Below are 25,810 nucleotides of genomic sequence, written 5' to 3'. Positions count from 1 at the left end.
TTCTCTGTCTGCGCCGTGGTGAAACGTTTAATGTTCCTTTCCTTCATGACTCGTCTGCGCCGTCGCCGCTTGGCGTTTGCCTGCATGGCCGCCTTGATTATCGGCGTGCCGACGAGTTGTGCCGTGCTGGAACATACCGAACGCAAACTGCTGTTTCGCATCGAACCGGGCACGGCCGGCTGGTATCGCGGCCTGCCCGGCAGCGTGCAGGAACTCGATCTGCAACCGAAGAGTTTCAAGGCCGGGCAAAACATTCATGCCTGGTGGTGGCCGGCGGAAAAAGCCAACGCACCGGCGATTCTCTATCTGCACGGCGTGCGCTGGAACCTCACCGGGCAGTTGTTCCGCATCGAGCAATTGCGCGCGGCGGGCTACTCGGTACTGGCCATCGATTACCGGGGGTTCGGCAAGAGCAAGGGTGATCTGCCATCGGAAAGTAGCGTTTACGAAGATGCCCGGGTGGCCTGGGAGCGTTTCAAACTGCTGCAACCGGATCCGCAAAAACGCCTGATTTACGGTCATTCCCTCGGGGGCGCTGTGGCGATCGATCTGGCGGCCGAACTCGGTCAGGACGCCACCCGCAGTCACTTGCCGCTACCGGTGCGCGGTCTGGTGATCGAGTCGACGTTCACGTCGCTGGCGGATGTCGCTGCCGCCGTGGCCAACACCTCGCTACCGGTGCGCTGGCTGCTGTCGCAGAAATTCGATTCCGTCGACAAGATCGCCGATATTCATATGCCGCTGTTGGTGGTGCATGGTCTGGCAGATGCTTTCGTGCCGTCGCGCTTCAGTGAGCAACTGTTCAACGCCGCGCAACAACCCAAGCGCCTGCTGCTGATACCGGGAGCCACGCACAACAACAGCATGGCGCTGGGCGGACAGAATTATCGCAAGGCAATAGATGCGTTGATGCAGACCAAACCTGCTCCGCGGATTGCCGGGCCAGCGGCGCTGCGCAGCGCACGGGACTCCTAGCGATAGCCGCGGGCCTGCAAATCGAACAGTTGGGCGTAATGCCCTGCAACGGCGATCAGATCTTCGTGGCTGCCCTGCTCGAGTATCCGGCCCTGCTCCAAGACGATGATGTGATCAGCATTGCGCACACTGGAAAAACGGTGCGAGATCAGCAAGGTCATCCGGCCATCCGTGTGTTGGCTGAAATGCTCGAACACTGCCGCCTCTGCCGCCGGGTCGAGGGCTGACGTCGGTTCGTCGAGGATCAGGACGTCGGCATCACGCCGCATATAGGCCCGGGACAAGGCAATTTTCTGCCATTGCCCGCCAGACAACTCCTGACCACCGGCAAACCAACGCCCCAGTTGTGTCGCATAACCACGGTCAAGGGCTTCGATAAAGGGCGCTGCCATGCCTTCGGCTGCGGCCTCTTTCCAGCGCTGTTGATCGTTGAACGCAAGCGTGTCGCCGACGCCGATGTTTTCTCCAACGCTGAACTGGTAGCGGATGTAATCCTGGAAAATCACGCCAATGCGCTGCCGTAACGTGGTTTCCTCCCAATCCTGCAAATCGCTGCCATCAAGCAGAATCCGCCCTTGATCGGGACGGTAGAGCCGGGTCAGCAACTTGATCAGCGTGGTCTTGCCTGAGCCGTTTTCCCCGACCAGCGCCATGCTCTTGCCCGGCACCAGATGCAAGTCAATGCCCTCCAGTGCCGCACGACTTGCACCGGGGTAACGGAAACCGACGTTTTCGAAGCGCAACCCATCGCCCGGTCGTGCGCCGGCAGTCAGGTGACCGCTGTCGGCGAGAACCGGCTCGGCCAGGTATTCATAAAGACTCGTGAGGTACAGGCCATCTTCGTACAAACCACTGATTGCGCTCAGACTGCTACTGACTGCACTTTGCCCCTGTTTGAACAGCACCAGGTACATGGTCATCTGACCCAGGCTGATATTGCCATGCACCGCATCGATCACCACCCAGGCGTACGCCACGTAAAATGCCGCCGTGCCCAGCAAGCCGAGACCGAAACCCCAACTATCGCGGCGTAACGTCAGTCGCCGGTCTTCGGCATAGAGTTTGGCGAAGGTGTCGCGATAGCGTTGCAACAGCAGCGGAGCGAAACCGAAGAGCTTGACCTCTTTGATGTAGGCCTCGTGGGACAGCAGGGTTTCGATGTAACTCTGCTGGCGGCTCTCCGGCGCGCGACGGGTGAACAGCCGAAAAGCATCACCGGAAAAATGCGCCTCGGCGAAGAACACCGGCAACGCACCGATCACCAGCAGCACCAATGCCCACGGGGAAAAATGCACCAGCAGCACACCGAAGCTGATCAGCATGATCAGGTTCTGGATCAGCCCCAGCGACTTCATGACCAACGCCAGTGGCCGTGTCGAGGCTTCGCGGCGCACGCGCACCAGTTTGTCGTAGAACTCAGAGTTCTCGAACTGCACCAATGACAGAGTCTGAGCTTTCTCCAGAATCAACGTGTTGACCTTCTGCCCCAACTGCACCCGCAACAACGACTGCTGCACCGACAACGCCCGTTGTGTAGCGGACAGCAACGCCAGCACACCCGCCTCCAGCAGCACATAACGCAACACCGGCCATAACGGCGCATCCCCCTGCTGCGCGTGCAACTGCATGGCTGCGACCACTGCATCGACAATCCGCTGCCCCAACCATGCCGCGAGTGCCGGCAGAACACCTGCAATCAATGTCGCCAGCACCAACCCCAGAAACAAACCGCGCGACGTCCCCCAGACCAATCGCAAGGCGCGCTGCGCCTGGTCGAGTAACGAAGTGACGCGGGAAAATGCAGGCATGGGACAATGAGCTCGGCAGGTGAATAGAGCGCGACATGGTACTCCGCTGCTCCTGCTACGACTTCTTCAAGGTATTAAAAAGCCCAACCTGAAAAGGTTGGGCTGATGACTTAATTGCAATCAATCAAAGGCACCATTGAGCACTTCATAGATAAGCCCCGTGGCGAGAGCGACCAGAATCAAATCCGTACCCGCCTGCTGCCATTCGTAGCCGTCATAGCGCGGGAGGTGGCCAAGCAGGCGATTGTCGAGTTTTTTCGCGATACCCGGCGGCAGCGGCTTGCCGCGAGCCAGGTTTTTCTGGATGCCCGGAGGCAGCGCAGGGCCTGGGCTCCAGTAGTCGCGATAGCCGCCAATCACACCGATCACATTACCTCGGTCGACAGCCGGGCCATGACTCCAATCGTCACGCCCCGCATTTTTGCCTTTGTTCCCTTGGCCCTGGCCCTGGGAATTGTGAGGATTGCCTTTACCGTTGCCCTGCCCTTTACCGTTACCGGGATCGGCCAGCGCCACCGACGAGCCGGCGGCCAGAACAAGTGACATCAAACCTGCAACCCATCGAGTTGATCTGAACATATCCGTACTCTCAGACAGTGGGATCATCCACTGAACTGTAGACCGCGATTGGCCAATTGGTTCTGGATGTCGAGTAGTCCCCGTCTATCGCTGGGCCAGTTCATGTCGCACGCACTGCTCGTAGTAGGTCTGCTTGACCGCCGCCGGTTTGAGCTTTGAGCTGCTGTTGTAGGTCTGTTCGGTAATCCCCATTGCAGTCATGCGCATCCATGGCTGCTGAAATCGACGTACCTGCAATTGTTTACGCGCGCCATACAAAGACATCCCTGAGAGCTTGGATCGCTGCGCTCCTGCGGCGATATCCGAGCCCCAGGTACAGGCGAAACGATGGCTTTTGCTTAACTCTTTTGCCTGTACTCCCGAGGCAAAGACAGCCAGGGAAAGCGTTGCAACGGTTATGACAATCGTCCGCATATAGCCAACCTAACCTTTTGAAAAAAGGCGAGTTTGACGATGAAAGGACAACTCGGGGGCCAGCAATTTGCCGCTTTTTGCCAATATCTGGCGACAACTCGCCAAGCCAAAGGCTCAGCCAAATGACGCGGGTTGCAAGTCGGTAATTACTACCACTCGTCTATCGCCGCGCACCTTTTCCCGACTCACAATTCCAACGCAGTACACCCCATCGCGTGGAAGGCTTGGATGATGAACAAGAAAATTATGGCGGTATCGTTTGCCAGTCTGTTGCTCATCGGGCCGGCATGCGCCTTGGCAACAGAGAAAACCAGCGCTGACTCCGCCGCGCCACCGAATGCCCTGCCGGGCGTCAATCAATCGAAAAGCACGCGCGCCAATGATGAGAAGGCGAACAAAAAGGGAGAGGAGTCTTCAGGGGGAAATGCGGGTGCGCAAGCCCATGAAACTGAAAAAGATGCGGCGACGTCGAGTGACTCGGAAGATATCGAGAAAAAACCCGATCAGTAATCACCTAAACAGCATTACTGATATCGAGTCTTTCCCTATTAGCGACTAGCGAAGCCTGGTGCGATGGCAATATGATGCCGCCACTGGAATCCCATGAAGGGTAACCAGAGGAAAATCTATCCAAGGAATGCACATGAAAGACTTCGTTATCAGCGTCAACAACACCGTTCTCTACATTGCACTGGCAGTCATCTGGATTGCTGCACTGGTAATGCTGAGCCAGAGTTTTCTCGCAGCCATCAGCACCTTCGTCATCGGCACTTTGAGCTGGTGCATCATCTCAGGCTTCTGGTTCGTTCAATCCGCGACCTACGAAGAGCTTCGCAAGCTAAACGCAAAAAATAGCTGATTTATCGAGAACGCTCGACTGCGCGGCACCGACGGAGAAATATCGGGCAACCGCAATCCATTTGCGCAGATTCGTAGTGATAAAGCCTACGTTCGAACAAGTCCCGCAAAAATCACATACATGAAAAAGGCCAATGCTGTGAACTTTGGCCTAAGTCATTGAATTATATGGTCGGGACGGAGTGATTCGAACACTCGACCCCTAGCACCCCATGCTGGGGACTGTATCGTCACAAGCTATTGTTTTATAAGGATAACAGCCCTTTTTGAAGGTAGCAAACCATCCCGTTTTTTGTGCTTATGCAAACTAAAACACGCGGCCTCCAGAGGAGGTTTTGCGCACTCCCTCCCCCGGCGTCCTGCCGACTGAACAATCCCCCTGCTACTCTGGTTTCCTCCACAGAGGAAACCAAATGCCGAACTCAGACCTACTCCCTTCCCTTCTATTCAAGATCAACGAAAACCAACTCGCCTTGGAAGCCGCAATCATGGAGCTATCCAACTGGGTCGAGCAGCGCGGATCCGCCGACGTCGCGGAGAACGTCCGCGGCGCCCTATGGGCAATCGACAAGAACGAAGAGTTCATCAGGATGACCCTCGCAGTGCTTATGACGCCGAAGTGATCGCTACTTGCAGGCTACTGACGAGGGCTGGTCCGGCTTGATGGTGTAGCTCTCGCTCATCATCCCCCCATACTGGACTATCCTACCGTTCGTCTATCTCTTCCCAGCTCCAACCCGCCAGCTTTGACAGTTAAATATTCGGTTCTATAGTTCAGTGGGCTTGTTGAAAAACCCAAGATATAGTGCAAATGGAGTAATACTGGCAAAGTTTGGATGGATTAAAAAAGCGACGAGTCTGGTTATTCACCTCGTTGTGGATTTTCACCATGAGCCAAACGCCTTTTAAAAGGAGCAAGAATATGTCTTCCGCAAGAAAATTCGCCTCAAGTAAAGCGTCATTATGCTTGGCTGCCATTTTGACCTCCTGCTCACAAAACAACCTCCAAGCAAGCGCACGTCTTCTGTGGCCTCAGGAACATCTTTATTTACCAAAGGCCACCTGAAACGCATTTAACAAGCTCACAAACAAAAACTTACTTACGCACTTATATTCAAACCAACGCCATCAAAACCAGAACAATACACCTACAAACACAACTCTTCAGACAGCGCAATAGGTTGTTATTTTACCTGATCAAAAATGATAGACATTGTTATGAGAAAAATGGATTGCAGCATCAACATTAAATAGCATCTCCAGGGAGGAGGAACCCATCATGACTTCGTAGCCATTAGCACTTCTTAAAACACGCAATAGAAAAAAACAGCCATTCATTCTAATGCAACTGGAGATTTCATCATGGGCGCAGCTGAAAAATTTTACCTGACCATTATTAATGACTCCAAAACAAAAACCCTTATATATAAAGACATAAATTTTGACTGGGGAAGAGTAGAATCTGGTCCTGTAGCTCAAGTCCCGCCAAAAACAACAATTCAAGTTTTAGTCGCTCAAGGCAGGGACAATACATCATCTGGAACGGAGGGTTCTATTACTTATTCCATCTATGGCCAAAATGACAGATGGGTAAAAGCCTCATGGAATGTACCGTGGGCATCAGGACAGGAAAACACATGCGTCCCTAGCACAAGCGATGATAATGCGCAGGACAACCCAGATGGAAATATTGTTTGGCAAGCACAAACACCTACGGCCGACGGCGGCACAACTCTATCCGTAGTAATGAAATTTGGGTATGAAATAGAAGAGTAATGATTATGAACAGCTATCAACGGACTATAGCCCTTTAATATATGCAGAGATCAACTTTGCTGGGTTTCCAAAGATAGTTTGTCGTTTGGTGGCCAGCATGGATGTTGACGCACCTAGGTTGGCCGCTTTTTTTACTTTGTCGCGGACACTTCTTTTACATAGGCTTGGCACGCTGCCAAAGCGATCAATCCTCGATCGCCGGCGTCGGTGATGCCGATAATTCGCCGAGCATGCGCTGGGTCAAGTCGGGCGCGTACGGCTGCATGATCCACGCCGCCGGCACCGGCGGCGGCAGACACTGAACAGCCACCGGTTGAATCCGCGTCGAGGAGGACTGACAGCCGGACATCAGCAGTGGCAAGGCGATCGCGCAGGCGATCTTGATCACGTTGGGCATCACTCATTTTCCTGAAGTGGGTTTGCTCGCTGGCCGACAGCCGCTGCTCGAGCGCCAGCCGCTTATCCTGCTCGGCCTGCTGCGCAGTCGCCGCAGCCAGAGTCAGTTGATTGAGGGTTTCGGCGTGCAACCGGTCCTGCTCGGCCAACTGCTTCCCATAGCGCCAGTCCTGAAACTGCCAGGCGCCGCCGAAGCCGCCTAGCACCAGCGCCAGCAAGCCAATCAACCGCCAAGGCACGACCATCACGGCACATCCTTGAAGAATACGTGTCCGCCCAGCTTTAGCGTCTGATTCGCCTTCGCCGACCACGCCGGCGCCTTGATGCTGGTCGCGTAGTAGTGAGTGGCGCCGCCGGTAGGATCTGGCGCCTTGCCGTCGATCACCTGGTCAGCAGCAATTCGGCACTGGGCCAGCTCGCGGAACTCGATCTGCTTCACGCCGATCAGGAACTGGTAGTTCGGGTCGGCTTTGTTCCAGCAGCTGAACTGCCACGGCTTTTGGCAGACGCCGGCGTATCCTTCACCCCACCACGACTTCTCTTTGCCGTCGAAAACACGGTTTCGGATCGTCCAAGCCACGGCAATCTGGCCGGCCGTTCCTTCGCCTCTCGCCTCGCCCCACAGAGTTCGGGCGAGGATGTCGCGATCTTTATCGGTTACAGGCATCACTTTTCTCCAGGCAAAAAAATACCCGCTCAAGGCGGGTGCGGTATTTGGCAATGTCAGGCTGCAGGCGCGGCGCGGGCCACGGACGTCTCTTCGTTGTACGGCTCTGGCTGCTCTGGCCATGCCGGCTCAGTTGGCCAGACCGGGAGCCCGGTCACGCGCCCGAGCAGAACGCGATACTTTTTCCATTCGGCGAGTGCCGAAACTCGCGCCGGCTTTTCTTCGACCTCTTCGGGGAGCGCGTAGTCGCCCTCGATGGCATCGTTGATGGCGTCAATGCGACCTTGCAGCGCGGTGATTTGTGCGGTCGCCAGACGGGTTCGAGAGTTGAGAGTGGCAGACGTTTCTCGCAGCAGATCCTGAGCGGCGATCGAGTCGATCAACGACTGCGGAATTTCTTCCACGTAAGTCTCGCCGACCATCAACTCCATTTCGGGGCTGACAGATCGCCATCCGGTTGCAGTGATTGCATAAGGCATAATTATCACCTGTCAAAGAAGTAGCCAAGGGCGTAACAGTTCGCGCTTGCGCCGCCCGTAGCGCTGTAAGTGATTGTGCCGTCTACCGCGATCGGGCAGCTGTCGTTGAAAATAGAACCAGCTGAGACAGCGATCATCCAGCCGGTGGCAATGGCTGTGCCCGCATCGGATGGAGTAAAGAATGCCAGCGCAGTGCCGACGTTTTGCCACGCAGCCTTAAGGGTGTGCGCTGTCGAAGGCGTGATGGTCCGGGTGTTGAAAGCGGCAGTACCGGTGCCGCCACTGATCATGCGGAACAGCGCGCCCTGAGGGTTGGCTACCGTGTACTTGATTTCGTCTGACTCGGGCCGGTGAATAAACTGGTAGGCCCCGGCCGCGTTGCTGGCGATCAGCAACGATCCAATATACCGACGCGTGTTGTCTCCCGATTTCTGGTGCGCCCGATTGTAGTACCGCACTGGCGCAGCCGTAGCGGACTGTTCAATGGTGCCGGTTTCGGTGAGGTACAAGTGCACGAAGGTGTTGACTACGCCCACTGTCATGGGGGCGATCGTACCACCGGCGTACGTCACCACTCGGCCGACTGAGGGTACGTACGCACTGCCCGCGCGAATGGCGATGCTTGTGCCTGAAGACCAAACGAGCGTCAGTCCTTCAATGAACCCTTGTGCACCGCCGACCCCGCCCTGCTCGCGGGATAGAGGCGTGGTCAGTCCAGTGAGAGAGGTGATGTCGCTGTTCACGCCCTTCGCCGCCTTCGATGTTGCCTGCGACTGCAACTTCCCCAGCGCAGCAAGTACGGTGTCCGCCGCCACAATCGCTGCCGGAGCTCCAGGAATTGAAAGCCCCGTCAATGCAACCGAGCGAACGCGGGCATCGGTGAAATACTTGTTGGTCGTCCCTTCTGAAAGACCATCGGCATTTGTCAGGCTCAGGGAAGCACGAACGCCGGCCAGGGTTGGATCTTCGCCCAAGACTGCCAACACGCCGCCGAACTGATTCTTCAAACCGTTGAAAGCGTCGGCCAGTAGTTTCGGGTAGCCCTGCACCGGCATGATCGCGTAGGCAGTTCCGCTTATGGTCGCGCCTTTATATGCGGGGATGATCGATAGCTGGGTCGGACTGGCGATGTTGCCGATCTCATAGTTCAGTCCATCAGGCCCTACAAACGCGTCGCCCACCCGAGCATTGGCCACAAAATCGGCATTTGCCCCTACGACAGTCGTTGATCCGCTGGTGACGGAGACTGTTCCCCCTCTGAGCCAAGCCATGATGTTTCCTTTTTTTGGTCGATAAAAAACCCGCTCATCGGCGGGTTGTGTGCTGACTTACAGCGCGCGCATGGGCCTAGCGGCGAAAGTCGTCCTGCCGTTCTTGGCAGTGCCACCCTCGGAAATTACCACCGCACCCACGTAACCATTGAGCGTCGAGCGCACACCTGCATGGAAGCCGCAAGGAGTCTCGAGTGTCGTGTTTCCGTTATAGATCTTCCCGCCCAGCAAGGTGGAGGCGAGGAAATAATCCTCGTAGGACCCGGTCCATGGCATCTGGTACCCACTCCAGTAGATGCCAGACACCTCCCCTCCTCTGTTATCCAGCGACCAGCCCTCGTTGATCGGGAATCCTGTCAGGACCAGAAGGTTATCCGCTCCAACGAAGATCTGTTCATTGGCTGCATTGCGCAGTCTCAGATCATATTGATTCGGCGGTGAGGTTGAGCGGAAAGTCGCTACCAGCCATTTACCGCTGCAGTCCGTACTGTTGAACGGCGCCATCAAGTGAAGCTTGAAGGCAAAGCCCGTCCAGTTCCCTGGACCACCCGAGTGAATCAGTGTGTGATACATACCTTGATTGGTCGGATTGAGAAACACATGAGGAGCTTCGGCGGTGGTTATTGGCGAAGGGTAAGTGATGACAGCGGTAGTGATCGTTGTTGGCGAGGTCGGGGGTTTGCCAATTGAGTAGCTGCCTGAAGCCGCGACGTTTAGAACCCTGTTTTCGCTATCGATCTGAAAAAAGTTTGACCCGTTTCGCGACCGGAACCCGTAGTCCATGCTCGCTCCTATTGGTATGTCAGGATGAAAACATTGAGCACCATGCCCTGCCCGCGCCGTACCCTTAACTGTCCCGCCGACCAGAAAACGGCAGGCAAGGTAGAAAATTCATTGGTCGGATTGGGCAAAGTTACGCAGACAAATGACTGTGCGGTGATCTCCGGCATGCTGATGAAGCTGGTAAAGTCACTGGTGATCGGAGGGACGGTGACCTGTTTTGTCACGACTGATCGAACGGTCATCGTCGATGACTCCAGCGTCACCCTTCCCATTGCGTCTTTCGTCCTCGCGCCGTAGTAGTCCATCACGTCATCTTCCCGAGCGCTGCGCGCTCGATGTAGTTGAGGTCGTAGACGTAGATACCGTTGTTGTTGAGCAGCGTATAGCCGCTGTCGGACTGACCACGTAGCGTGAACGTCCCTGCCGGAATGTTGATCTCGAGAAGCGGCAGGCCCTGATTGTTCAGCGCTGCTGACCTCAGCGTCATGCCAAGCACCAACTCCTTGATGAAGGCTTGGCTGATGATTGCCGTGTTCATGAACACTTGGCCACCCTGAACCACGAATGGCGCAATCATCTGCCCGCTCACCTCATCCAGAATCGCAAAGCGCTGAGCGAACGCGAGGATCTGCGACTCCTGCTGCTCGCCTTCTACACCAATGGCCAAGCCAGACATGACGGTTCTTCCGCCCACGGTGGTGGACGTCTTGATCGTTGTCAGGGATGAGACCTTACCGTTCAAGCCAGCAACTACGGTGCTGGCAATCTCGGCCTTTGCTGTGGCGTCACTTGTTTTCGCGGTGAGGGTGTCGATCTTCTGAGCCGTCGCTTCCTTGTCGGTCGCTACAGCAGTCGCCAGAGAGGTGACATTTGCGGCGTTGGTTTCCACCGCCGCATCAAGCGTCGTGATCCTGGTTGCAGACGCTCGGTTTTCCTCCGCCCTCACTTTGTCGTTGTTCACGATGCTGGCAGTGTTTTTCCAGCCGTGAAGCGCATCGGCCATTGCACCTGTTCCATCATCTTCACGCCAGGCAGCCTGCAGCGCCTGCATCGTCGATGCCTGCGCCGAGACCTTGCCGTCGAGGGTTTCGATCTGCGTGCTGTGTTGCTGAACCTGCAAGGCCAAGGCATTGGTGGTCTCAGCAATCGTCCCCATGTCATACCAGAACTCGGGGTTCGTTGGTGCCGTGCCGGCCGGTACAGCCTTGATCGCCGAGAACAGGCGACCATCGAGCCGAACCACTTCACCTTTGCCATACGGCTTCGCCGGGTCATAAACCATGGCATCTGTAATCTCACCGATCAGATCTTCCAGCTCCTGCTTGGCCTGTTCGATCCGGTCGTTGACCGACCCCTCCTCATCACCCGAGATCTTCCCGATTTCCTCGAGCAGTTTCTGCCCTAGCGCGGACTCCTGGATCTTGCCGAGGAAGTACTGCTCGTACTCGGACTGGTCAATGCTCACCTGTCCATTGACCCCGTTCACCACTGGAAACCATGGACCAACGTTGCCAGTTCGGTCGACCAGACGCGCCCAGAAAAACAAGCTGGTACCGGGAACGATGTTCTGCATTTCGTGGTTTGCTTGTGGGTAGGCAAAGTCTGCCAACTTCACGGCACTGGCGAGGTCGTTGGTCTTGTTGTTCCATATCTCAGTGCGCTGGGTGTCTTCCGCGCCTGGGGGAAACCCCCACTCAAGGCCGATACCGTAGACCTTGCTGACAGTGCGCAGGAACGCAACCGCCGGCGGCAGCCCCTGCTTCCCGCTGAGGTTGGTCAGAATCGAGTTGCGCCACGGCGACGTGATATCGAAAGCACTCACCGCGCGCACCCGGGCCACGTATGCACCGGCATAGATACCGACTACATCAACGTTGGTCATGCCGGTGCGCTGCAGTTTGATCCAGTTGCCGCTGTCCTTGCGCCATTCAACGTCATAGCCGACCGCGCCATCCACGGCAGGCCAACTGATGGTCATAGTGGCCACGGCCAGCCCCTGCACAACCGATGAATTCGACGAAAGCGTAACGCTCGCCGGAGCCGGAACAACGGTGATCGGGATCACACTGATCGGGCGCTCTTCCAGGCGTGCGCCGGTGTCAATAAATGCGAACTTGCTTGGTTCGAACTGCAACGCGCTGATTTCGTAGTCGCCCTCGGTGGTGCGCTTGGTGCGCAGCACGCGATACAGCGGGATTGCCAGGTCATCGGCGTCGAGCGCCCATTGCAACTGCGCCACCGGCGGCTCGCTGTAGGCAACTGTGACGGTCACGGCGCGGGCATTGACGCTCTGCACAGTGCGGCCCTCAGCGCGGCCGCCCGGCAGGTTGATGATCAGTCGATCACCGGCCTTGGCCTGGGTATCGCGATCGAGCGTAATCACCCGACCTGCCACCGCCGAGATCCGCCCGCCAACTTCACGACCAGCCAGCAGCGAATCCGCCACCGGGATGATGTGGCCCGGCAGCGGAATCACACCTTCCATGCCAGTCTTGAACGACACGGTTCGGTCTTGGTTGTTGCTCAAGATCGCCCACTTGCCGCGGCGCTGTGCCTCTGAGGCACGGGTGCAGCCAATGGCGCTCAGCTCGGTCGGACGATCGCCATAACGGCGCTGCAAGTCCAGATCAGCGAAAGGGATGACGTCGGTGTCGTAGTTGTTCGCTGGGTTGTCGTAGCTGACCAGCGCCCGGGTGTAACGAGTCTTCGCCGAGGCGCTGCCATAGGAGAACTTTCCATCGATGACATTCGACCGGGTGAACACATAGTCGAAGTCCTGCGCGCGCGGCATGTCCGCCTGCATCACCAGCTGACCTTGCGCCCAATACGTCATGCCCCGGTAGATCGCCGAGATATCGCGCAGTAATGACCAGGCATCGGCCTTGCCCTGCAGGTTCATGTCGCAGAGGAAGCGCGGTTCTTGGCCGCCGAGGCCATTGGGCACCAACTGATCGCAGTATTGAGCGATGCGGTACAGCTCCCACTTGTCGACCATGAACGGCTTGATGCGCTTGCCGAGGCCGAAGCGGTCTTCGGTGCAAATGCCGTAGGTGATCCACGCCGGGTTATTGGTCCAGGCCGACTTCATCGAACCGTCCCAAGTCCCGGTATAGGTGCGCAGGATTGGGTCATAGTTGCTCGGCACCATCCAGCGCCGCGCCTTGCACTTCACGGTCACCGCCGGGATGTTGGTAAACTGCTCGGCGTCGAATTCGATGTAGAGCAACGCGGTGTTCGGATAGCGCAGCTTGGCGTCAATCACTTCGGTGTAACCGGCTACCAGCATGGTGTCGGCGATCTTGTTGGTGTTCTGGTTTGGCGTCAGGCGGCGTACTCGGATCTGCCAGCCGGTAGTGGCGTCTGGCAGATCGATGCGGCGCGAACGCTCGTAGCGCGTGGTGGTCTTGCCGTCGACTGCGTCCACCAGCACTTGCTGATAGGCACCGCCGTCGGTGGCCACGTCGATCGCGTATTCGATACGGTAGCCGCCGACGTTGCCCTGGTCATCAGACCGTTGCAGCGCCGGCCACGCCAAGCGCATACGCACGGCGGAAAGCTGGGTGTTCGTGATCGAGCGCACCCACGGCGAATCGCTGCGCAGCTCAATGTTCAGCGACGTCTCGTTCTCGACGGATGGAATGCCGGGGATGTAAGTCTGATCCACCGAGCCAGGGCGCCAGTCCCACTTAACGTTCGGGAAGTTGTAGTTGCCGCTGGCATCGCGGATCGGCGTGTTATCCAGGTAGATATCGTAATCGGTCGGGAAGCTGTCGAACTCACCCTCGCCCACGGCGATCAGCAGTTTTGCCAGGTTGGTCGAGCGCAGGCTGTCGCTGGCTTCGGTCGGCGACTTCGGCTTGCTGCTGCCGCCCTTCTCGCCGTGGATCTCGATATTTTCCGCTGCGCCCATGCTTTCCTCCAGGCATAAAAAAACCGCCTCTTGGGCGGCCTAATGGCATTTCTGTAAAAGTCGTGATGATAGAATTCGCATGCTGAGCCCTCCTACGATGAGGCGCTCGACTCAGTCATCAAGGAAATAAGTGCTGATGAAAAAAGCTCCAACTTGGCTACGAACAACCCTTTCGCTTCCGGTGTACGCAATTTCAGCCGTGTTGTGGATTTTCACTGCATACACAATCATCACCTCTTCGGTAAAAATGCTCTCCAGATATGTAACGCCCGAACAGATTGGTCAGGGATTGGCCGAATTGTTTTTCGCTCTAGTCTTTGCCGCAGTTGGTTGCGGACTATGGATGCTTGCCAGGTACATTCGGACGTCAAACTTCAAGAAGCAACCGCGGCTTTCCGCCTCCCCCCAGTCATAAACCTTTTACACTTTGTCTTCAGCCAGGATCGAGGCCGAGATGATCATTCCACCCCACCGGCGCTCTCCGATGCAGATCGGTACCGGGTTGCCGCTTGCGGTGGTGTTCTTGGCGCTGCCGAATGCGTAGGACGGGGCGTTTTCGGGGGAGGCGCTTTGCGACAAGCCCTTTGCTTGCGGGCTGAGCATTTGGATAACACCGCCGGCGGTAGAAGCAATGCCTGCGGCATACAGCGCGGATACCGCTGGCCCTGAAAATGCGCCGAACGGGTTGAAGTAAGCAAGAGCGATCAGCACGGCGCCGACCACTGTTTGGAGCACACCAGCTCTCTTGCTGCCCGAGATCACTGGAACAATCTTCAAAACCCTCGTACCGGACAGCCCGAGCTCGCTCATTCCTGCGTTCTTGCCATTCCTGTAAATCGCAAAGCGCATCCCAAGTCGATCTAGCCGTTTTATTTCCTCTTGGAATCCCGCAAGGATAATGCTGAGCGCTCTGAAGACCTCTGTCGCCTGCCCTGAATCCAACAGCAAATAATGGACTTCGCCGAATTTGTTCGCGAGCTGTCTCGTTAGGTGAACCCGAGTTCTCGGCGTGTAATGAGCAACTGTGGCTGCCATGCTTTTCTCCAGGCAATAAAAAACCGCCCTAAGGCGGCTTGAAAAAATGATCACTATCGGGAGCAATTTCTGACTACATCTGTAACGCTTGTAGATGGATCCTGCCACGTTCGAAAGAAGTGGTAAGCAACCATAGATCCGTTCGGAGTCGGTGTTACGTCAGCGACATGCCAAGGCGATTCCGGGTTAGGGGCGATCACCGAATATTTTTCACCGGAAGTCTGTAAGACCCCTCCCACACTGCCGCCGATCAATGACGTGCCTTGCCAGCCATCGCGGATGCATTCGGCGACATGCTTTGCGGACTTACTTGAGGAAACCTTGACGATGGGCGGGTTATTCCGAATGTCGTTGGTGGTCGCACACCCCGCCAACAGCGCTACCGCCAGCGCTCCTACGATCAGTTTCATACAGGTCACTCCTGTGGGAAAGGATGCACTGTAGCGCGGCACTGTCCGGGCATCCAGTGTGGACGAAAGCCCAGTGGAAAAATTGGATCCAGACGTAGTAGCGTTGTGCCTTGACGCCCTGCTTATAGAGAGAGCATCAATCCAATAGAAAGGATCAAGGTAAAGACGATGCGCGTAAAAAAAGAGCTGCTTCTTCCGCTGGTGAATTACATCAAACAACACGAGAAATTTGAGGAGGAAACGTCGATTCAGTGCGGCACACAATACGTAGTGAGCGGCGTTGTAATTGACACCCATTTTTCGACCAAGAAAAAGGAAACCTTTAGCCTCGTGGTGAAAAATGAAACAGCAGATCCCGAATTCGTTGAAGTCTTCAACAAGTACATGGACGTCATAGCGGAACCGACAGATCCGAACAGCCCCGAGGAAGACTGACAGTAGAGTGCCCAGTCCTTTGCCTGCAAGCCCAAGGACTGGGATTGCGCCAATCTCGGCGCGTTTATGACCTGGAGGTCAAATGTCATTCAATATTACAAACGTAGGTGTTGCACGGGACGGTCGCCTTCTGGTTTCCCTTGAAAGCAGCGAGACAGGTACCAAAACTCAAATCTGGGTGAGACCAACATCTCCAATCGCAGACTTGACCATTTCCCAAATTGAGCAGTTGGCTAAAGAAGAAAGTGCTAAGGAGCACGCCTGCTGACGATTAATTCCGAAAGTTCATCAATCCGAGAAGAAAGATGCTCTTCGGCCAGAGTTCGTTGGCCTGACTCTTGATCGAGTCGGGCCTTCAGGTCGCAAACTTCCCGTATCAGATCTTCTATTTTTTCAGATATTCCATGATTGATCTCGACCATATTCTTCTCCTGCACATATTCTATTTTAAGGGTTTGTCGGTGCCTTCTTGTGACGCAGCACCAGTCGGGTGCGGTCGAGCCAAGGCCCGCCGAAAACTATGACCTCCGACGGCCTGCCGTACAGGTGATGGAGCAGGAACGGCCCGGGGCCGAACGTCGCCGCATCCTCACCCGGCAGCGCCGGATCAGTGCCGAGAAAGATTCCGGCGTGGTTCGGGTAAACCGTGCGCCCCACTTCCATCACGATCATGTCACCGCGCTGAGGTTGGTCGACTCGATAGAAGCCGGCGGCCTCGTAATTCGCTTCGTACAGACTGGTATTGTCCCTGCTCTCCCACCAGCCATCGGCGCGCTTGAAGGCTTCGAATTCCAGCCTCCATTCGCGCTTGTACCAATCGGCGCAGACCTGCCAACAGTCCCAGGCGCCGTGCACGAAAGGCCTCTTCAGCAGTGGCGCATCACCGGTCGGAACGATCGTACGCAGATCGCCCTCAGGCCAACTCAGGATGTGCCAAGGCATTGCCGTCGCTTCGCACATGGCGAAGTCACGCGGTGAAGGTCTGCTGGTTGCGTCCGGATGCGAATGAACTACGCCGATTACTTCGCCGATGTCTTCAGCTTTAGCGTATTCCTCCGGATCAATTCGGAACTCTTCGTTCGGCTCGGTCGAGACATTGATGCAGGGGAAGTATTGTTGCTTGCGCCCGATCGCCAGCAGCAGCCCACAGCACTCTTTCGGATACTCGGCCGCCGCGTGCGCCTGGATCGCATTCAAGATGTGCTTTCGCATGTCAGCTCCTTGCGATCAGGGATACAGCGGGGAAGCCGCCAAACGGCAGCGGGTTACCCTCGCCGAAGCGCGGGATGCAGCCCTTGCCCAGTGTTGCGTCGCATTCGTCAAGTTCCGGGTTATCGGTGACGACGCCGTCCTTGGTCACGTACGGGCCGGTGTAGCCACAGTTCGGCCCGCGGTAGCCGCCGGTGAGGCACCAGTGGCACAGCGTGGTGGCCTGCCGGCCGATGGACTCGTTTCCGACGTCGCCCGGGCTGGCGAGCTCCCAACTGACGTTTTCCCCGTCCTCATTCGTTTTCTGGTCGATGTACCAGACCTCGATTGTCTCTTGGGTTGGATCTGCCGTCGGATTGCCGGCCGGGAAGTTCGCCGCGTCGAGGTAAGTGCCGAGCGTGTGGCGCATCGTCAGCTTGAACTCGAGCAGATCTTCAAACGCCAGACAAAGCGCGGTAATGCGCCCGTTGACGTTGCCGACCGAAAGCGTTGGCCGGACCGCCGTGCCGTCGCCGTTCGCCTCAATGCCATCAATCTGCATCGGCCAGGCGCTGTACTCATTGCCCTGCCAGTAGATCGCTTTCGCCGGCAGTTGGTCGGCATCGTCGCCGGCGGCGATCAACTCGGCCGCCGTGTGCGGAATCGCATGCCCGTGAAAGCGCAAAACGTCCGCGCCGTATTCCGTGCCGTCCAATTCAAAGAGCAGCACTTCGCTGCCAGGCTCAAGCACCTGGATGTCACTGATCAGCGGCATGATTGCCCCTTATGGATGGAATGCACGCTCGAACGTGGCGATGAGTTTGAAAACACCGCCACCCACCGGAGTGGGCACGGGGTTCTTGCAGGTGAACAGGCCAAGCTGGCCCAAAGGCGTCGTCCAAAGGAAGGCTTTTGCGCCGGCGTGCCGGTCGAGGAACGCCATGATCTCCTGCACCTTGGCTTGGGAGCCGCTGTAGGTGATCGGGTAAGCGTCTTCCTTGTTGTGCGGCCCGTCGCCAACTTCCTGCTTGTAGCCGCCGCCAAACTGCGAGGTGCGCACCCGATAGGTAATCTCGGGCGAGTCACCATGCTGAGTCGGCCAAGTAAATTTTTCGATGGCCATCAGCCCCTCCCATTTGTAAGGCGCCAGATCGAACCGCCTGGTTGAAGCGCTCGGGCAATAGCGGTTTCCGCCTCAGCTTTCGCGGCTTGTTGAATGCCCTTGCCCAATTGCGATGTGTCTTCAGTGCTCGCTGCGCCCCCGTTGCCTGCGTTTTGCACTGACACTGCTACGGGGAAGTTGTAGGTGTTGCCGCCACCGGTACCGGACATTGCGGCAAGCGCTGGCCCGCCACCGAAAGTCAGAGGTGTGACGCTACCGCCACTCGCGCCAGTCATGAGGTAAGACCTGCCGCCCTGATTGAAAAGCTCAGGCCCCTTTTCGTTCACTTCGTAGAAAGTGTTCGGTTCGACACCACCACCAACAGCACGACCACCACCGAAAGACACGGATGCTGAGCTGGCATCAAACTGACTGCCAAAACTCTGAGCCCCGGCCTCCGCCCCGCCTGCCGTTGCAGACGCCGTCGCCCCGCCTCCTGTGAAGTAACTTGTAGCGGCCCCAACCAGACTGCTCAGCAATGCCGAACTGGCCTGCCGAGTGGCAATGCGCGCCATATCCGCCAGAATCGATTTGGTGAAGTCTGCGAACGACAGTTTCCCAGTCATGGCGAAATTGACGATCGCGTCTTCCATCGAACTGAAGGCGCTGGTAAACAAGCCCTTAGTCTGCCCCGCAACGTCCCGTGCGGAATCGAGGTAGTTCTGCCATGCCGAAGACGCTCCGGCACTCCAGTCACCGTGGGCTACCGTCATCTCGTCGAAGTTGGCTTGAACCGTGTCGTGCAGGTCCTGTTGGGTTACCTTCAGTGCCGCCAGCTTCTGCGTGTACTCGTCGAGGCTCATGCCGCGCGAGCCATCGCCGTACTGGTTCGCCAGATCCAGCTTCTGCTGATTGAAGCGATCGTCGATGCCGTTTTGCTGGCTCATCAGATCGCGCTGACGATCACCCAGGCCGATGCCCGCCGCCGCACGCTGGCCCTGCTCACGCAGAGTTTTGACTTGTTGCTGAAACGCGCTGCTGTAGGTATTGACGGCCTCGGTCTGCTTCTTCAGCCGACCTTCTTCGTTCTTCGCCAGCACGCTCAATTCGGTGTCAGCATCCTGCTGCACCTTGACCATGGCAGCCCGGGCGTCGGCGATTTTCTGGTCAAGCTGGATGCGCTGCGCGGCCGATGTACCTGCCTTGCTCTTAGCTGCTTCCAATGCGGCGATCTCAGCCTCATACGCAGCAGTGACCTCGTCGCGCTCGTTGCCGATCATGGCTTCGCGAGCTTGCAGATAATCAGCCTGCGAGATCAGCCCAGCCTTTTGTGAAGCCTCCAAATCCTTTTGAGCATTTTTGTACTCGGCGAGCACGGCATTGAGCGCGTTTTTCGAGTCATTGAAACCAGATAGATCGACGCTGCCTGCCGCTGCCTTGGGGTCCTTTTTCTGCTCGTCAATCGCCTTGCGCAGCTTGTCGTAGGCTCCACCAGTGAACTTCTCCCCGTCGTAGAACACGCCATCAAGCAACGGGGATTTCTGACCGGTCTTATCGGCGTTTTCATAAAGCGTCTTGAACTGATCATTGAGTTTCTTGTAGGCCTCCTGGCGCTTCGCGAGCGGATTAAGGTTGTCCATCTGCTTGTCCAGATCCTTCTGGACAGCGATCAGCTCCTTATTCGCCCGAGTCGCTTCGCCAGTCGCGGCAGTGTTGTTTTCGCTCGCTGATAAGCGTGCCTTCAATCCTGCAAGCCTAGCCTCCAGTGCCGGCGTCGAATCGTCGTTTTCTCCCTCGCCCAGCCCCAAGGAAGAGTTCAGCCAACTCAGTCCGTTCGATAAAGCGCCTGTAACTCCGCCCCCCTTCCGGGTATCCAGCACACGTTGGGTGATCTCAATCTGTTTAGCCAGATCAGGGAAAATCTCTGACCGGACTTCAGCGTAGGCGCCCTTGATGGCCACCTTCACTCGATCCCAATCGCGTTCGATATCGGACAGGGATTCGCGGTAGCTCTTCAGGCGTTGCTGGGCCGATTGATTGAGATCTTCACTGAGAGTGTCTAGCGCTCGCTGATGGTCGCCTTGATCATCAATCGCCTTGATCGTCTGGTACTGCTCGTAGGTGAGCAGCCCATACTGGTCGCTGATCTTCTGCGCTGCTTCTGTGGCGGTGTCTCCGGCATTCGCAAGCGACTTGGCGATGTCTCCAGCGCCCTTCCCTGTCACTTCACCTATTGCTGCGGCGGCCTGAGCCAGGTTCTGCATCTGGACGCCGCTGGTAGCGGCACCGGAAGCCAGGGCAATCACCGCCTCGCGAGCGCCCGCAAAGTTCTCAGTGATCGCCCCAGTGGTTTCGGCCATCAACTTGAGACTGGCAATGCTCTGACCGGCATCGTTCGATCCGCCGTTGATGGCGACGTTGAACTCGCGGGCCTGCTTCTGTGCGTCGAAGTAGGCATAGCCCAGCGCGCCGAGGACACCGGCCAGCAAGCCGGCAGGAATCAGTGCTGCGGCCAAGCTCTTGGCGGACGCGCCCGCACCAGCGCCCAACTGAGCAACAGCCCGCGCACCACTCCCCCAATCCCCAGACTGCAGGGCATTGGTCAACTGCATCACGTTTTCTTGCGCCTGGCGGGTGCCGAGCTTCAGCTTGTCGAATGCAGTTTCTGTCGCGGTCAGGCCGTCACGGTCTTTACCGATCTTCGCAAGCGCCTCACCGTAACGAGTCGCGTCGATCTGGCCGGCCTTGTACAGATCGTTGAGCGCTTTCTCCTGCGCCTCCAGCTTTGCCAGCTTCGCAGTGACCGGGTCGATGCCGTTGACCGTACGCTTCAACGCTTCGATCTGACGGTTTTCAGCATCGATCAGCCGCTGCTTCTGAGCCATTTCCTTGGCTTCAGCTTTCTCGATCCGCTCATATGCCTTGCCAAGCCGATCCTGATAGGACTCCTGCTGCTCAATGGTGACGAGACCGCCCTTCCTGGCTCGCTCCAGCAAGCCTTCAGCCTGGATCAGTTGCTCCATGCTGCCGATGTTGCCGGACATCGCCTTGTCGAGCTGGCTGATGATTGCGATTTCACTGGCCGCGCTGGCACCTGCCTTGCGGCTGGCATCGACCTGACGCTCTTTGGCGCCCGTGGCCTTGTCGATGCCCTGAGCAGCCTCGTTCTCGGCCTGGCTGATCTTCTTGCCGGTATTGGCCAGGCCTTCGCCCGACTTGCCGAGATCATCAATCGCCTTTTCGGCATCGACCGCCGAGTCGACCAACTTGTCGAGATCGTCAGCCGCCGTGGATGCCGACGAGGAGTTCACCTCGATGCCGAGGGACGCGAAAGTGGTGCTCATTTACTGTCCCTCTGTTCCGCCATCACCCGCAGGGCTTCGGCTTCCATGACGCGGATATCTGGAAAGACGTCGGCGACCTCCGACCGGGTAAGCCCGAGGAAGCCGGCGACATGGCGAATTGACGTGTAATCGAGTCCGGTAGCGCCGCACGCGCCTGTACGCCACTGGGTGCCCATGGCCTCGAAGACCTTGAAGGCTTGCCACACATCAGGCCAGACCTCGCAGATCTCATCGGGTATGTCACGAAGAGAAAGGCCGAAGGCCGCCAGCGATTCGGCTGACGGCCCCGCCTCGTACAGCTTGCGGGAGACGCTTAGGAGTTTCCCAGGCGTGCGTTGCTGAAGGCATCGGAATAAGCGGCCAGCACCGCGCCCGGCGTGGCGGCGATTGATTTGACCAGGATGCGCAGGTTTTCGTCGTTGAACTCTTCGGCGATATCCCAGCCGGCGACAATCGCCTTCAACTGCTCGACCTGCAGATCAATCAGCAAAGCCGTGAACTGCTCAATGCCGGCCTCTTCCGCTTTCTCCTTGAGCGCCTTGTGACGCTCACCCCACTCCGCGTAGAGCCCGGCCAGTTCGGTGCGATCGCGATATTTGAACTCGAACTCAACGCTGACCGGGTCACCACCTACCGTTGGCAGCATGACGAGGTGGTTGAAGGTTGGATTCCGGGCGAGTGTGAACTTTGCCATGTGCCTTCCTTACGCCGAGGCGCTGTAACGGGTTGGGCGACCGGTCAGCGCGATGCTGATAACGCGGGTCATCAGGTTGTTGCGCGACATGGTCGGGGTCGAAGTGATCGAGACGTAGCCGTTGTAGATGATGCGGCTGCCGCCCGGCAGGTTCAGGCGCAGAACGCGGGCCTGCTTGTCGTCGTCAGCCTCCTCGCAAACATCGACATAGGGCTGCGACGGATCGTCGGCGACCGTGATGGTCAGCGTGATCGGGTTCTTGGTCGTCGGCATCTGGCGGTCATCATCGTCAGCCAGGAAGCCGAACGTCAGAAACTGCTGGTCGCCGCCGCTCGAGCCGAGCTCGGTGATTTTCGAGATCTCGGTGAAGGTCGTCACCTCGCGAGCGGCACCGACGCCCGAGCCGGCCGGATACTGCTGAATGTTCGTGGTGTTCACGCCATCGAGCGCAAAGGTGCCGCTGGCAATCTCGCCGACTTGCACGGCGCGGCCGTCAAGGCGGGTCCAGCCAGAGCTGAGGGCGATGATGTCGCCCTCGGCCAGTCCGTGCGCTGCCGCGGTCGCCACTGCCGGGTTGGCATTGGTCAGGGCAGTGAATGGGATTGCAGAGCAATAGGCGGAAGCAATTTCGAACGTTGCGCCGTTGGGCATTTGAATGCCGGCCATGGGATTTTCCTCTCTTCAGAAATGACAAAACCCGCTCAATGGCGGGTTCTGGGTTTGCCCAATGGGCGGATTATTCGGCGGGGCACTACTCAGGAATTCGACAGTTCTCGTATTCCTCGAGCGGCAGCCCCGACGCGGAGCCAATAACAACGCCAGTCAGCCCGCAATGAGGGCAACAGGCGTGCTTCTCGTTGTACCACTTCGTGATTTGGGCGGGTTCTGACCATTGGCCGCAAGCGCTGCAGATGCATCTCACGCTCGCGTTAATTTCCTCACGATTGTTCCAACCGTGATCGCTGGCCGACTCGTCCAGCCACTGAAGGCGCGCCGTTGTTGCCTCATCCATCGAATAGACCTGATCACTTGTTCACAACACGGGATTTTAGCGCAACGTCGCTCAGTTCGTATCGGCCCTGTACGCGAACGAAACCGGAACGGTGTAGGTTGTGTCGTCGGGAATTCCAGGCCCTTGGTCAACCGGTGTCATGGTCACCACGGTCAGCGCGCCCTTCGTGTTTCGCTCGTACAGCGGAAACAGCACGGCGATCTGGTCAGCCAAAGCGCCGGCCGTGCCGCGATACTTGCCCGCTGGCGTCACGACGCTGACCTGAAACACACCGGTGAAGAGCTTGTGATCGCCGCCGAGCGTGCCGCTTGCGGTGTCGCCCGGCAGAGTGAAGGCTCGCAGGTAGGTGACACCATTTCCGGGCTCATAGGCCTCGTTCTCGACGACGACCTTGATGGGTGTCGGCAAAGCCTTCGCCCAGGCAATCAGTCTGGCCTCGAAGATCGACGCGATGATGTTATGGCTCATACCTAGTTGTTCCTGATGGCTTCGTCGACGATCTGCTGGAACCGCGCGAGCGTGATACGCACCATGCCGCCCGGTGCCTGCTTGGAATGGCCGTACTCGAGCGGCACCGCATATGGCAGGTTGTTCACGATGTACGCCGTTTGCCCGATGGTCAGCTGCTCGACCTGAAGCCTGAGCTTCGCCAGCGTGACGCCGCCGGCCGGATCGACCTGATCAAGTTCGCCTTCTGCCGGCGCCCCGATCGAGAACTGCCAGTTCCCGCGGAATCGGCCGCCGACGTAATCCTTGCCGGCAACCAGTCCATTCACGTTGAAGTTCTGGTCGCGCTCGGTCTTTGTCAGCGGCTTGGCGTACCTCACGCCGCGCTTCAGTTTGCCGGCTTTTGTGAAATTGCTCTCGTCGAGATTGATGAGGGTGTTGCGCACGGCGACCTTGAAATCGTAGTCATCGGCAGCGCGGGTGTTGGTCGCGCGATGCGCCACGTTCGCGGCCCAGATCTCGGGGTTGCCCACCGGTGACATGCGGATGACGCTACTGCCAATCTCAATCACGATTTCGCGGAAGGTGGCGTCGAGCCCGGCTTGTGCCTGCTCGGCAAACTGGCGGATGTTCTCGGCAAAGCTGCCGTTGAGGCCTGAGTATTTGCTCACGACCGCACCTGCAACTCATAAAGGATCGGCGTCCCGGCGGGATTCACCTCTTTCAGCGGCGGCACAATGGACCAGGTGCGCCCCTGAATGATCACCTTGTTCAGAAGGTCCGGCACCCACTCCAGCCCCTGCGCGGCGATCTTCAGCTTCTTGTCGCCCTGCTTGATGAGGCTGTTGTTCTGGAATTCCTGACCGGTGAAGTCGAGCAGGATGCCTTGGGCGGCCTGTTCAATGGTGGCGCCCGGTGAATCGCCACCTGTTTCAGGATCGTACTCGCCCGGCTGCGTCTTGCTAATGGTCACCGGCTGGCCGAACTCTGTGATCATCTCCAGAGCCATCACGGCCATTTCGTCGTAGAAGGCCATGGTGGCTCCGCTTCAGCTATGCGCGCACTGCGAACAGTCCGCGCTTCTGTAGATAGTCAGCAAACTGCGTGGCGCTCGGTCGGTCCGGCGCCGCCGGTAACAGTCGGCCACTGGTGTTTGGGATGGTCGCGTATTCGCGGGTTACCGCGCCCTCGACACGCTCAAGCGTCACCGCGCCTTTGCGCTTCTCGATCGGGTCGACGTCGTCAGTGTGGATCTCGGCAGCCAGCGCCATCTGGCCGTACTGGATCCGCGCCGGCAGGTAGTTGTCTGGCTTGATCTCGCGGTCCAGCTCAACGTCCCGGCGCGGCCAGGACAGGGCCTGCTCGCTATTGGTCTTCCGCCCTTTCCACGTCATACCGTCCATTGCCAGAGCGGCCCGACGCAGCAGCGCTTCCTGCGCTGGCACCTCCACCGGGATGGTCACGCCGAACTTCACGGCGTACATGGCCAGGTCTTCGGCGGATGCGTAGCTTTCGGCGTCAGGCTTGCCGGTACCGTCCTCAATGATGAGAGTCATGAATCAGCTCGCTGTGGTGTTCTGGATCGGATGCCCAGTTACCGGGCACCCGGATTATTACGCCTGCTGCAGATCAGCAACTGCCTTTTCAAGCGATTCTACCGAAGCGTTCGCCCGATACGGCACTTTGGCAGCGTCGAGCTGCGCTTTGAGGCTGGCGATCTTCTCGGCATTGTCGACCGGTTCCGCTGCTGACTTCAGGCGTTCGACTTCAGCGCGGAGAGATTCAACCTCGCCCGCCATGTTGTCACGTTCACCCGTAAGGGTTTCGAAACCCTCATGAATGGCTTTCAGCGCACCGAACAGGCGGATCGACAGTTCGCCCGCGCCCGGATGTTCCAGCTCCGATTGCCCCTCGGCGGCTTCGATCAGTCGAAGGATGCCGTCACGCTCAGCGCGGAGGATGTCGTTTTCCTGCTCCAGTCTGGCAATGGCTTCGGCACCATTCGATTCAACCGTTTGGCTAATCAAAGGCTCCGTCACCGAAACTTCGACGCCCAATGCCTCATAGGCGTCGACCACTTTCGGCCAGTCGCCAATCACAACTGCGTGGGTCACACCCGCTTCAGGCCGATCAAAGTGCGCCGGATTGCGGTACCGCTTTTCCGGATCGAAGTCCGAATTCTGAGTGGAGTAAACCAGTTCCATAAAAGTCTCCGTAGCGGCCATCG

General features: G+C 57.6%; 32 protein-coding genes and 1 tRNA gene. 6 read left to right on the top strand and 27 right to left on the bottom strand.

Annotated elements, in window-relative coordinates:
* The first annotated feature begins 30 nt into the window (after nt 1-30).
* Nucleotides 31-975 (top strand): alpha/beta hydrolase, encoded by a 945-nt coding sequence (locus ACA069_RS11025; RefSeq protein WP_497617497.1) that lies wholly within the window; start codon nt 31-33, stop codon nt 973-975.
* Here ACA069_RS11025 and ACA069_RS11020 read toward each other — a convergent pair.
* From ACA069_RS11020 to ACA069_RS11010, 3 genes are all read right to left on the bottom strand, one after another.
* On the bottom strand, nt 972-2,783 hold the full coding sequence (locus tag ACA069_RS11020) for an ABC transporter ATP-binding protein (RefSeq protein ID WP_489880842.1): 1,812 nt from the start codon (nt 2,781-2,783) through the stop codon (nt 972-974). The two genes, ACA069_RS11025 and ACA069_RS11020, sit on opposite strands and share 4 nt — an antisense overlap.
* 120 nt (nt 2,784-2,903) lie before the next feature.
* Entirely contained in the window at nt 2,904-3,362 is a 459-nt protein-coding gene (locus tag ACA069_RS11015) for an anti-virulence regulator CigR family protein (RefSeq protein ID WP_187677107.1), read from the bottom strand.
* A gap of 84 nt (nt 3,363-3,446) precedes the next feature.
* Nucleotides 3,447-3,776, bottom strand: a complete 330-nt coding sequence (locus ACA069_RS11010) for a hypothetical protein (protein WP_401265850.1) — start codon at nt 3,774-3,776, stop codon at nt 3,447-3,449.
* A gap of 231 nt (nt 3,777-4,007) precedes the next feature.
* Here ACA069_RS11010 and ACA069_RS11005 point away from each other — a divergent pair, with 231 nt between their 5' ends.
* Nucleotides 4,008-4,286 (top strand): hypothetical protein, encoded by a 279-nt coding sequence (locus ACA069_RS11005; protein ID WP_401265853.1) that lies wholly within the window; start codon nt 4,008-4,010, stop codon nt 4,284-4,286.
* A gap of 133 nt (nt 4,287-4,419) precedes the next feature.
* On the top strand, nt 4,420-4,635 hold the full coding sequence (locus ACA069_RS11000) for a hypothetical protein (RefSeq protein WP_187676970.1): 216 nt from the start codon (nt 4,420-4,422) through the stop codon (nt 4,633-4,635).
* A 168-nt stretch (nt 4,636-4,803) separates the two neighbouring features.
* On the opposite strand, the gene ACA069_RS10995 is transcribed toward ACA069_RS11000, so the two are convergent.
* Nucleotides 4,804-4,922 (bottom strand) — tRNA-OTHER (locus ACA069_RS10995).
* A 125-nt stretch (nt 4,923-5,047) separates the two neighbouring features.
* Here ACA069_RS10995 and ACA069_RS10990 point away from each other — a divergent pair.
* Nucleotides 5,048-5,257: a hypothetical protein gene (locus ACA069_RS10990; RefSeq protein WP_497617494.1), complete on the top strand. Its 210-nt coding sequence runs from the start codon at nt 5,048-5,050 to the stop codon at nt 5,255-5,257.
* A 151-nt stretch (nt 5,258-5,408) separates the two neighbouring features.
* On the opposite strand, the gene ACA069_RS10985 is transcribed toward ACA069_RS10990, so the two are convergent.
* Nucleotides 5,409-5,612, bottom strand: a complete 204-nt coding sequence (locus ACA069_RS10985) for a hypothetical protein (RefSeq protein WP_497617492.1) — start codon at nt 5,610-5,612, stop codon at nt 5,409-5,411.
* A 384-nt stretch (nt 5,613-5,996) separates the two neighbouring features.
* On the opposite strand from ACA069_RS10985, the gene ACA069_RS10980 reads away from it, so the two are divergent.
* Nucleotides 5,997-6,410 (top strand): aegerolysin family protein, encoded by a 414-nt coding sequence (locus ACA069_RS10980; protein WP_497617490.1) that lies wholly within the window; start codon nt 5,997-5,999, stop codon nt 6,408-6,410.
* A 131-nt stretch (nt 6,411-6,541) separates the two neighbouring features.
* Here the strand turns inward: ACA069_RS10980 and ACA069_RS10975 are convergent, their stop codons facing one another.
* From ACA069_RS10975 to ACA069_RS10935, 9 genes are all read right to left on the bottom strand, one after another.
* Nucleotides 6,542-7,051, bottom strand: coding sequence for a lysis system i-spanin subunit Rz (locus ACA069_RS10975; protein WP_497617488.1), 510 nt, complete (start codon nt 7,049-7,051; stop codon nt 6,542-6,544).
* Nucleotides 7,051-7,473 carry a cell wall hydrolase gene (locus tag ACA069_RS10970; protein ID WP_497617486.1) on the bottom strand — a complete coding sequence of 141 codons (423 nt, stop codon included), beginning with the start codon at nt 7,471-7,473 and terminating at the stop codon, nt 7,051-7,053. The genes ACA069_RS10975 and ACA069_RS10970 overlap by 1 nt, the downstream gene beginning before the upstream one ends.
* Before the next feature lie 56 nt (nt 7,474-7,529).
* Nucleotides 7,530-7,952, bottom strand: coding sequence for a tail fiber assembly protein (locus ACA069_RS10965; RefSeq protein ID WP_497617484.1), 423 nt, complete (start codon nt 7,950-7,952; stop codon nt 7,530-7,532).
* A gap of 5 nt (nt 7,953-7,957) precedes the next feature.
* Nucleotides 7,958-9,223 carry a hypothetical protein gene (locus ACA069_RS10960; protein WP_497617482.1) on the bottom strand — a complete coding sequence of 422 codons (1,266 nt, stop codon included), beginning with the start codon at nt 9,221-9,223 and terminating at the stop codon, nt 7,958-7,960.
* Between the two features lie 57 nt (nt 9,224-9,280).
* Nucleotides 9,281-10,006: a hypothetical protein gene (locus ACA069_RS10955; RefSeq protein WP_497617480.1), complete on the bottom strand. Its 726-nt coding sequence runs from the start codon at nt 10,004-10,006 to the stop codon at nt 9,281-9,283.
* 8 nt (nt 10,007-10,014) lie between these two features.
* Nucleotides 10,015-10,311: a hypothetical protein gene (locus ACA069_RS10950; RefSeq protein ID WP_497618219.1), complete on the bottom strand. Its 297-nt coding sequence runs from the start codon at nt 10,309-10,311 to the stop codon at nt 10,015-10,017.
* Nucleotides 10,311-13,916: a TipJ family phage tail tip protein gene (locus ACA069_RS10945; protein WP_497617478.1), complete on the bottom strand. Its 3,606-nt coding sequence runs from the start codon at nt 13,914-13,916 to the stop codon at nt 10,311-10,313. The genes ACA069_RS10950 and ACA069_RS10945 overlap by 1 nt, the downstream gene beginning before the upstream one ends.
* 420 nt (nt 13,917-14,336) lie before the next feature.
* On the bottom strand, nt 14,337-14,951 hold the full coding sequence (locus ACA069_RS10940) for a tail assembly protein (RefSeq protein ID WP_497617476.1): 615 nt from the start codon (nt 14,949-14,951) through the stop codon (nt 14,337-14,339).
* 53 nt (nt 14,952-15,004) lie between these two features.
* Nucleotides 15,005-15,361, bottom strand: a complete 357-nt coding sequence (locus ACA069_RS10935; RefSeq protein WP_497617474.1) for a hypothetical protein — start codon at nt 15,359-15,361, stop codon at nt 15,005-15,007.
* 168 nt (nt 15,362-15,529) lie between these two features.
* Between ACA069_RS10935 and ACA069_RS10930 the strand changes: the two genes are divergently transcribed.
* On the top strand, nt 15,530-15,796 hold the full coding sequence (locus ACA069_RS10930; RefSeq protein ID WP_320414142.1) for a hypothetical protein: 267 nt from the start codon (nt 15,530-15,532) through the stop codon (nt 15,794-15,796).
* 248 nt (nt 15,797-16,044) lie between these two features.
* On the opposite strand, the gene ACA069_RS10925 is transcribed toward ACA069_RS10930, so the two are convergent.
* The 13 genes from ACA069_RS10925 to ACA069_RS10865 form a co-directional block, all read right to left on the bottom strand.
* A complete protein-coding gene (locus tag ACA069_RS10925; protein ID WP_497617471.1) occupies nt 16,045-16,218 on the bottom strand; it encodes a hypothetical protein in 174 nt (57 codons plus the stop codon).
* Nucleotides 16,219-16,243: 25 nt separating this feature from the next.
* Complete coding sequence (locus ACA069_RS10920; protein WP_497617469.1) at nt 16,244-17,008, bottom strand: C40 family peptidase; 765 nt, start codon at nt 17,006-17,008, stop codon at nt 16,244-16,246.
* Nucleotide 17,009: 1 nt separating this feature from the next.
* On the bottom strand, nt 17,010-17,759 hold the full coding sequence (locus ACA069_RS10915) for a phage minor tail protein L (RefSeq protein WP_497617467.1): 750 nt from the start codon (nt 17,757-17,759) through the stop codon (nt 17,010-17,012).
* A gap of 9 nt (nt 17,760-17,768) precedes the next feature.
* The gene (locus ACA069_RS10910; protein WP_497617465.1) at nt 17,769-18,107 is read right to left on the bottom strand and encodes a phage tail protein; all 339 of its coding nucleotides are present in this window, start codon (nt 18,105-18,107) and stop codon (nt 17,769-17,771) included.
* Nucleotides 18,107-21,430, bottom strand: coding sequence for a phage tail tape measure protein (locus ACA069_RS10905; RefSeq protein ID WP_497617463.1), 3,324 nt, complete (start codon nt 21,428-21,430; stop codon nt 18,107-18,109). The genes ACA069_RS10910 and ACA069_RS10905 overlap by 1 nt, the downstream gene beginning before the upstream one ends.
* A complete protein-coding gene (locus tag ACA069_RS10900; protein ID WP_497618217.1) occupies nt 21,427-21,729 on the bottom strand; it encodes a DUF1799 domain-containing protein in 303 nt (100 codons plus the stop codon). Before ACA069_RS10900 ends, ACA069_RS10905 begins: the two co-directional genes overlap by 4 nt.
* Nucleotides 21,730-21,743: 14 nt before the next feature.
* Nucleotides 21,744-22,124, bottom strand: a complete 381-nt coding sequence (locus ACA069_RS10895) for a phage tail assembly chaperone (protein WP_497617461.1) — start codon at nt 22,122-22,124, stop codon at nt 21,744-21,746.
* A gap of 9 nt (nt 22,125-22,133) precedes the next feature.
* Complete coding sequence (locus tag ACA069_RS10890; protein ID WP_497617459.1) at nt 22,134-22,790, bottom strand: phage tail protein; 657 nt, start codon at nt 22,788-22,790, stop codon at nt 22,134-22,136.
* A 397-nt stretch (nt 22,791-23,187) separates the two neighbouring features.
* Entirely contained in the window at nt 23,188-23,604 is a 417-nt protein-coding gene (locus tag ACA069_RS10885; protein ID WP_497617457.1) for a phage tail terminator-like protein, read from the bottom strand.
* Between the two features lie 2 nt (nt 23,605-23,606).
* Complete coding sequence (locus ACA069_RS10880) at nt 23,607-24,254, bottom strand: hypothetical protein (RefSeq protein WP_497617455.1); 648 nt, start codon at nt 24,252-24,254, stop codon at nt 23,607-23,609.
* Nucleotides 24,251-24,619: a hypothetical protein gene (locus tag ACA069_RS10875; protein ID WP_497617454.1), complete on the bottom strand. Its 369-nt coding sequence runs from the start codon at nt 24,617-24,619 to the stop codon at nt 24,251-24,253. The genes ACA069_RS10880 and ACA069_RS10875 overlap by 4 nt, the downstream gene beginning before the upstream one ends.
* 16 nt (nt 24,620-24,635) lie before the next feature.
* Nucleotides 24,636-25,139, bottom strand: coding sequence for a DnaT-like ssDNA-binding protein (locus ACA069_RS10870; protein ID WP_497617452.1), 504 nt, complete (start codon nt 25,137-25,139; stop codon nt 24,636-24,638).
* A 57-nt stretch (nt 25,140-25,196) separates the two neighbouring features.
* On the bottom strand, nt 25,197-25,787 hold the full coding sequence (locus ACA069_RS10865; protein ID WP_497617450.1) for a hypothetical protein: 591 nt from the start codon (nt 25,785-25,787) through the stop codon (nt 25,197-25,199).
* Between the last annotated feature and the right edge of the window lie 23 nt (nt 25,788-25,810).

This window comes from Pseudomonas sp. LBUM1652 (assembly GCF_059716105.1).
Note: the sequence above shows the minus strand (reverse complement) of the source record. Positions and strands in the feature narration are given on the sequence as shown.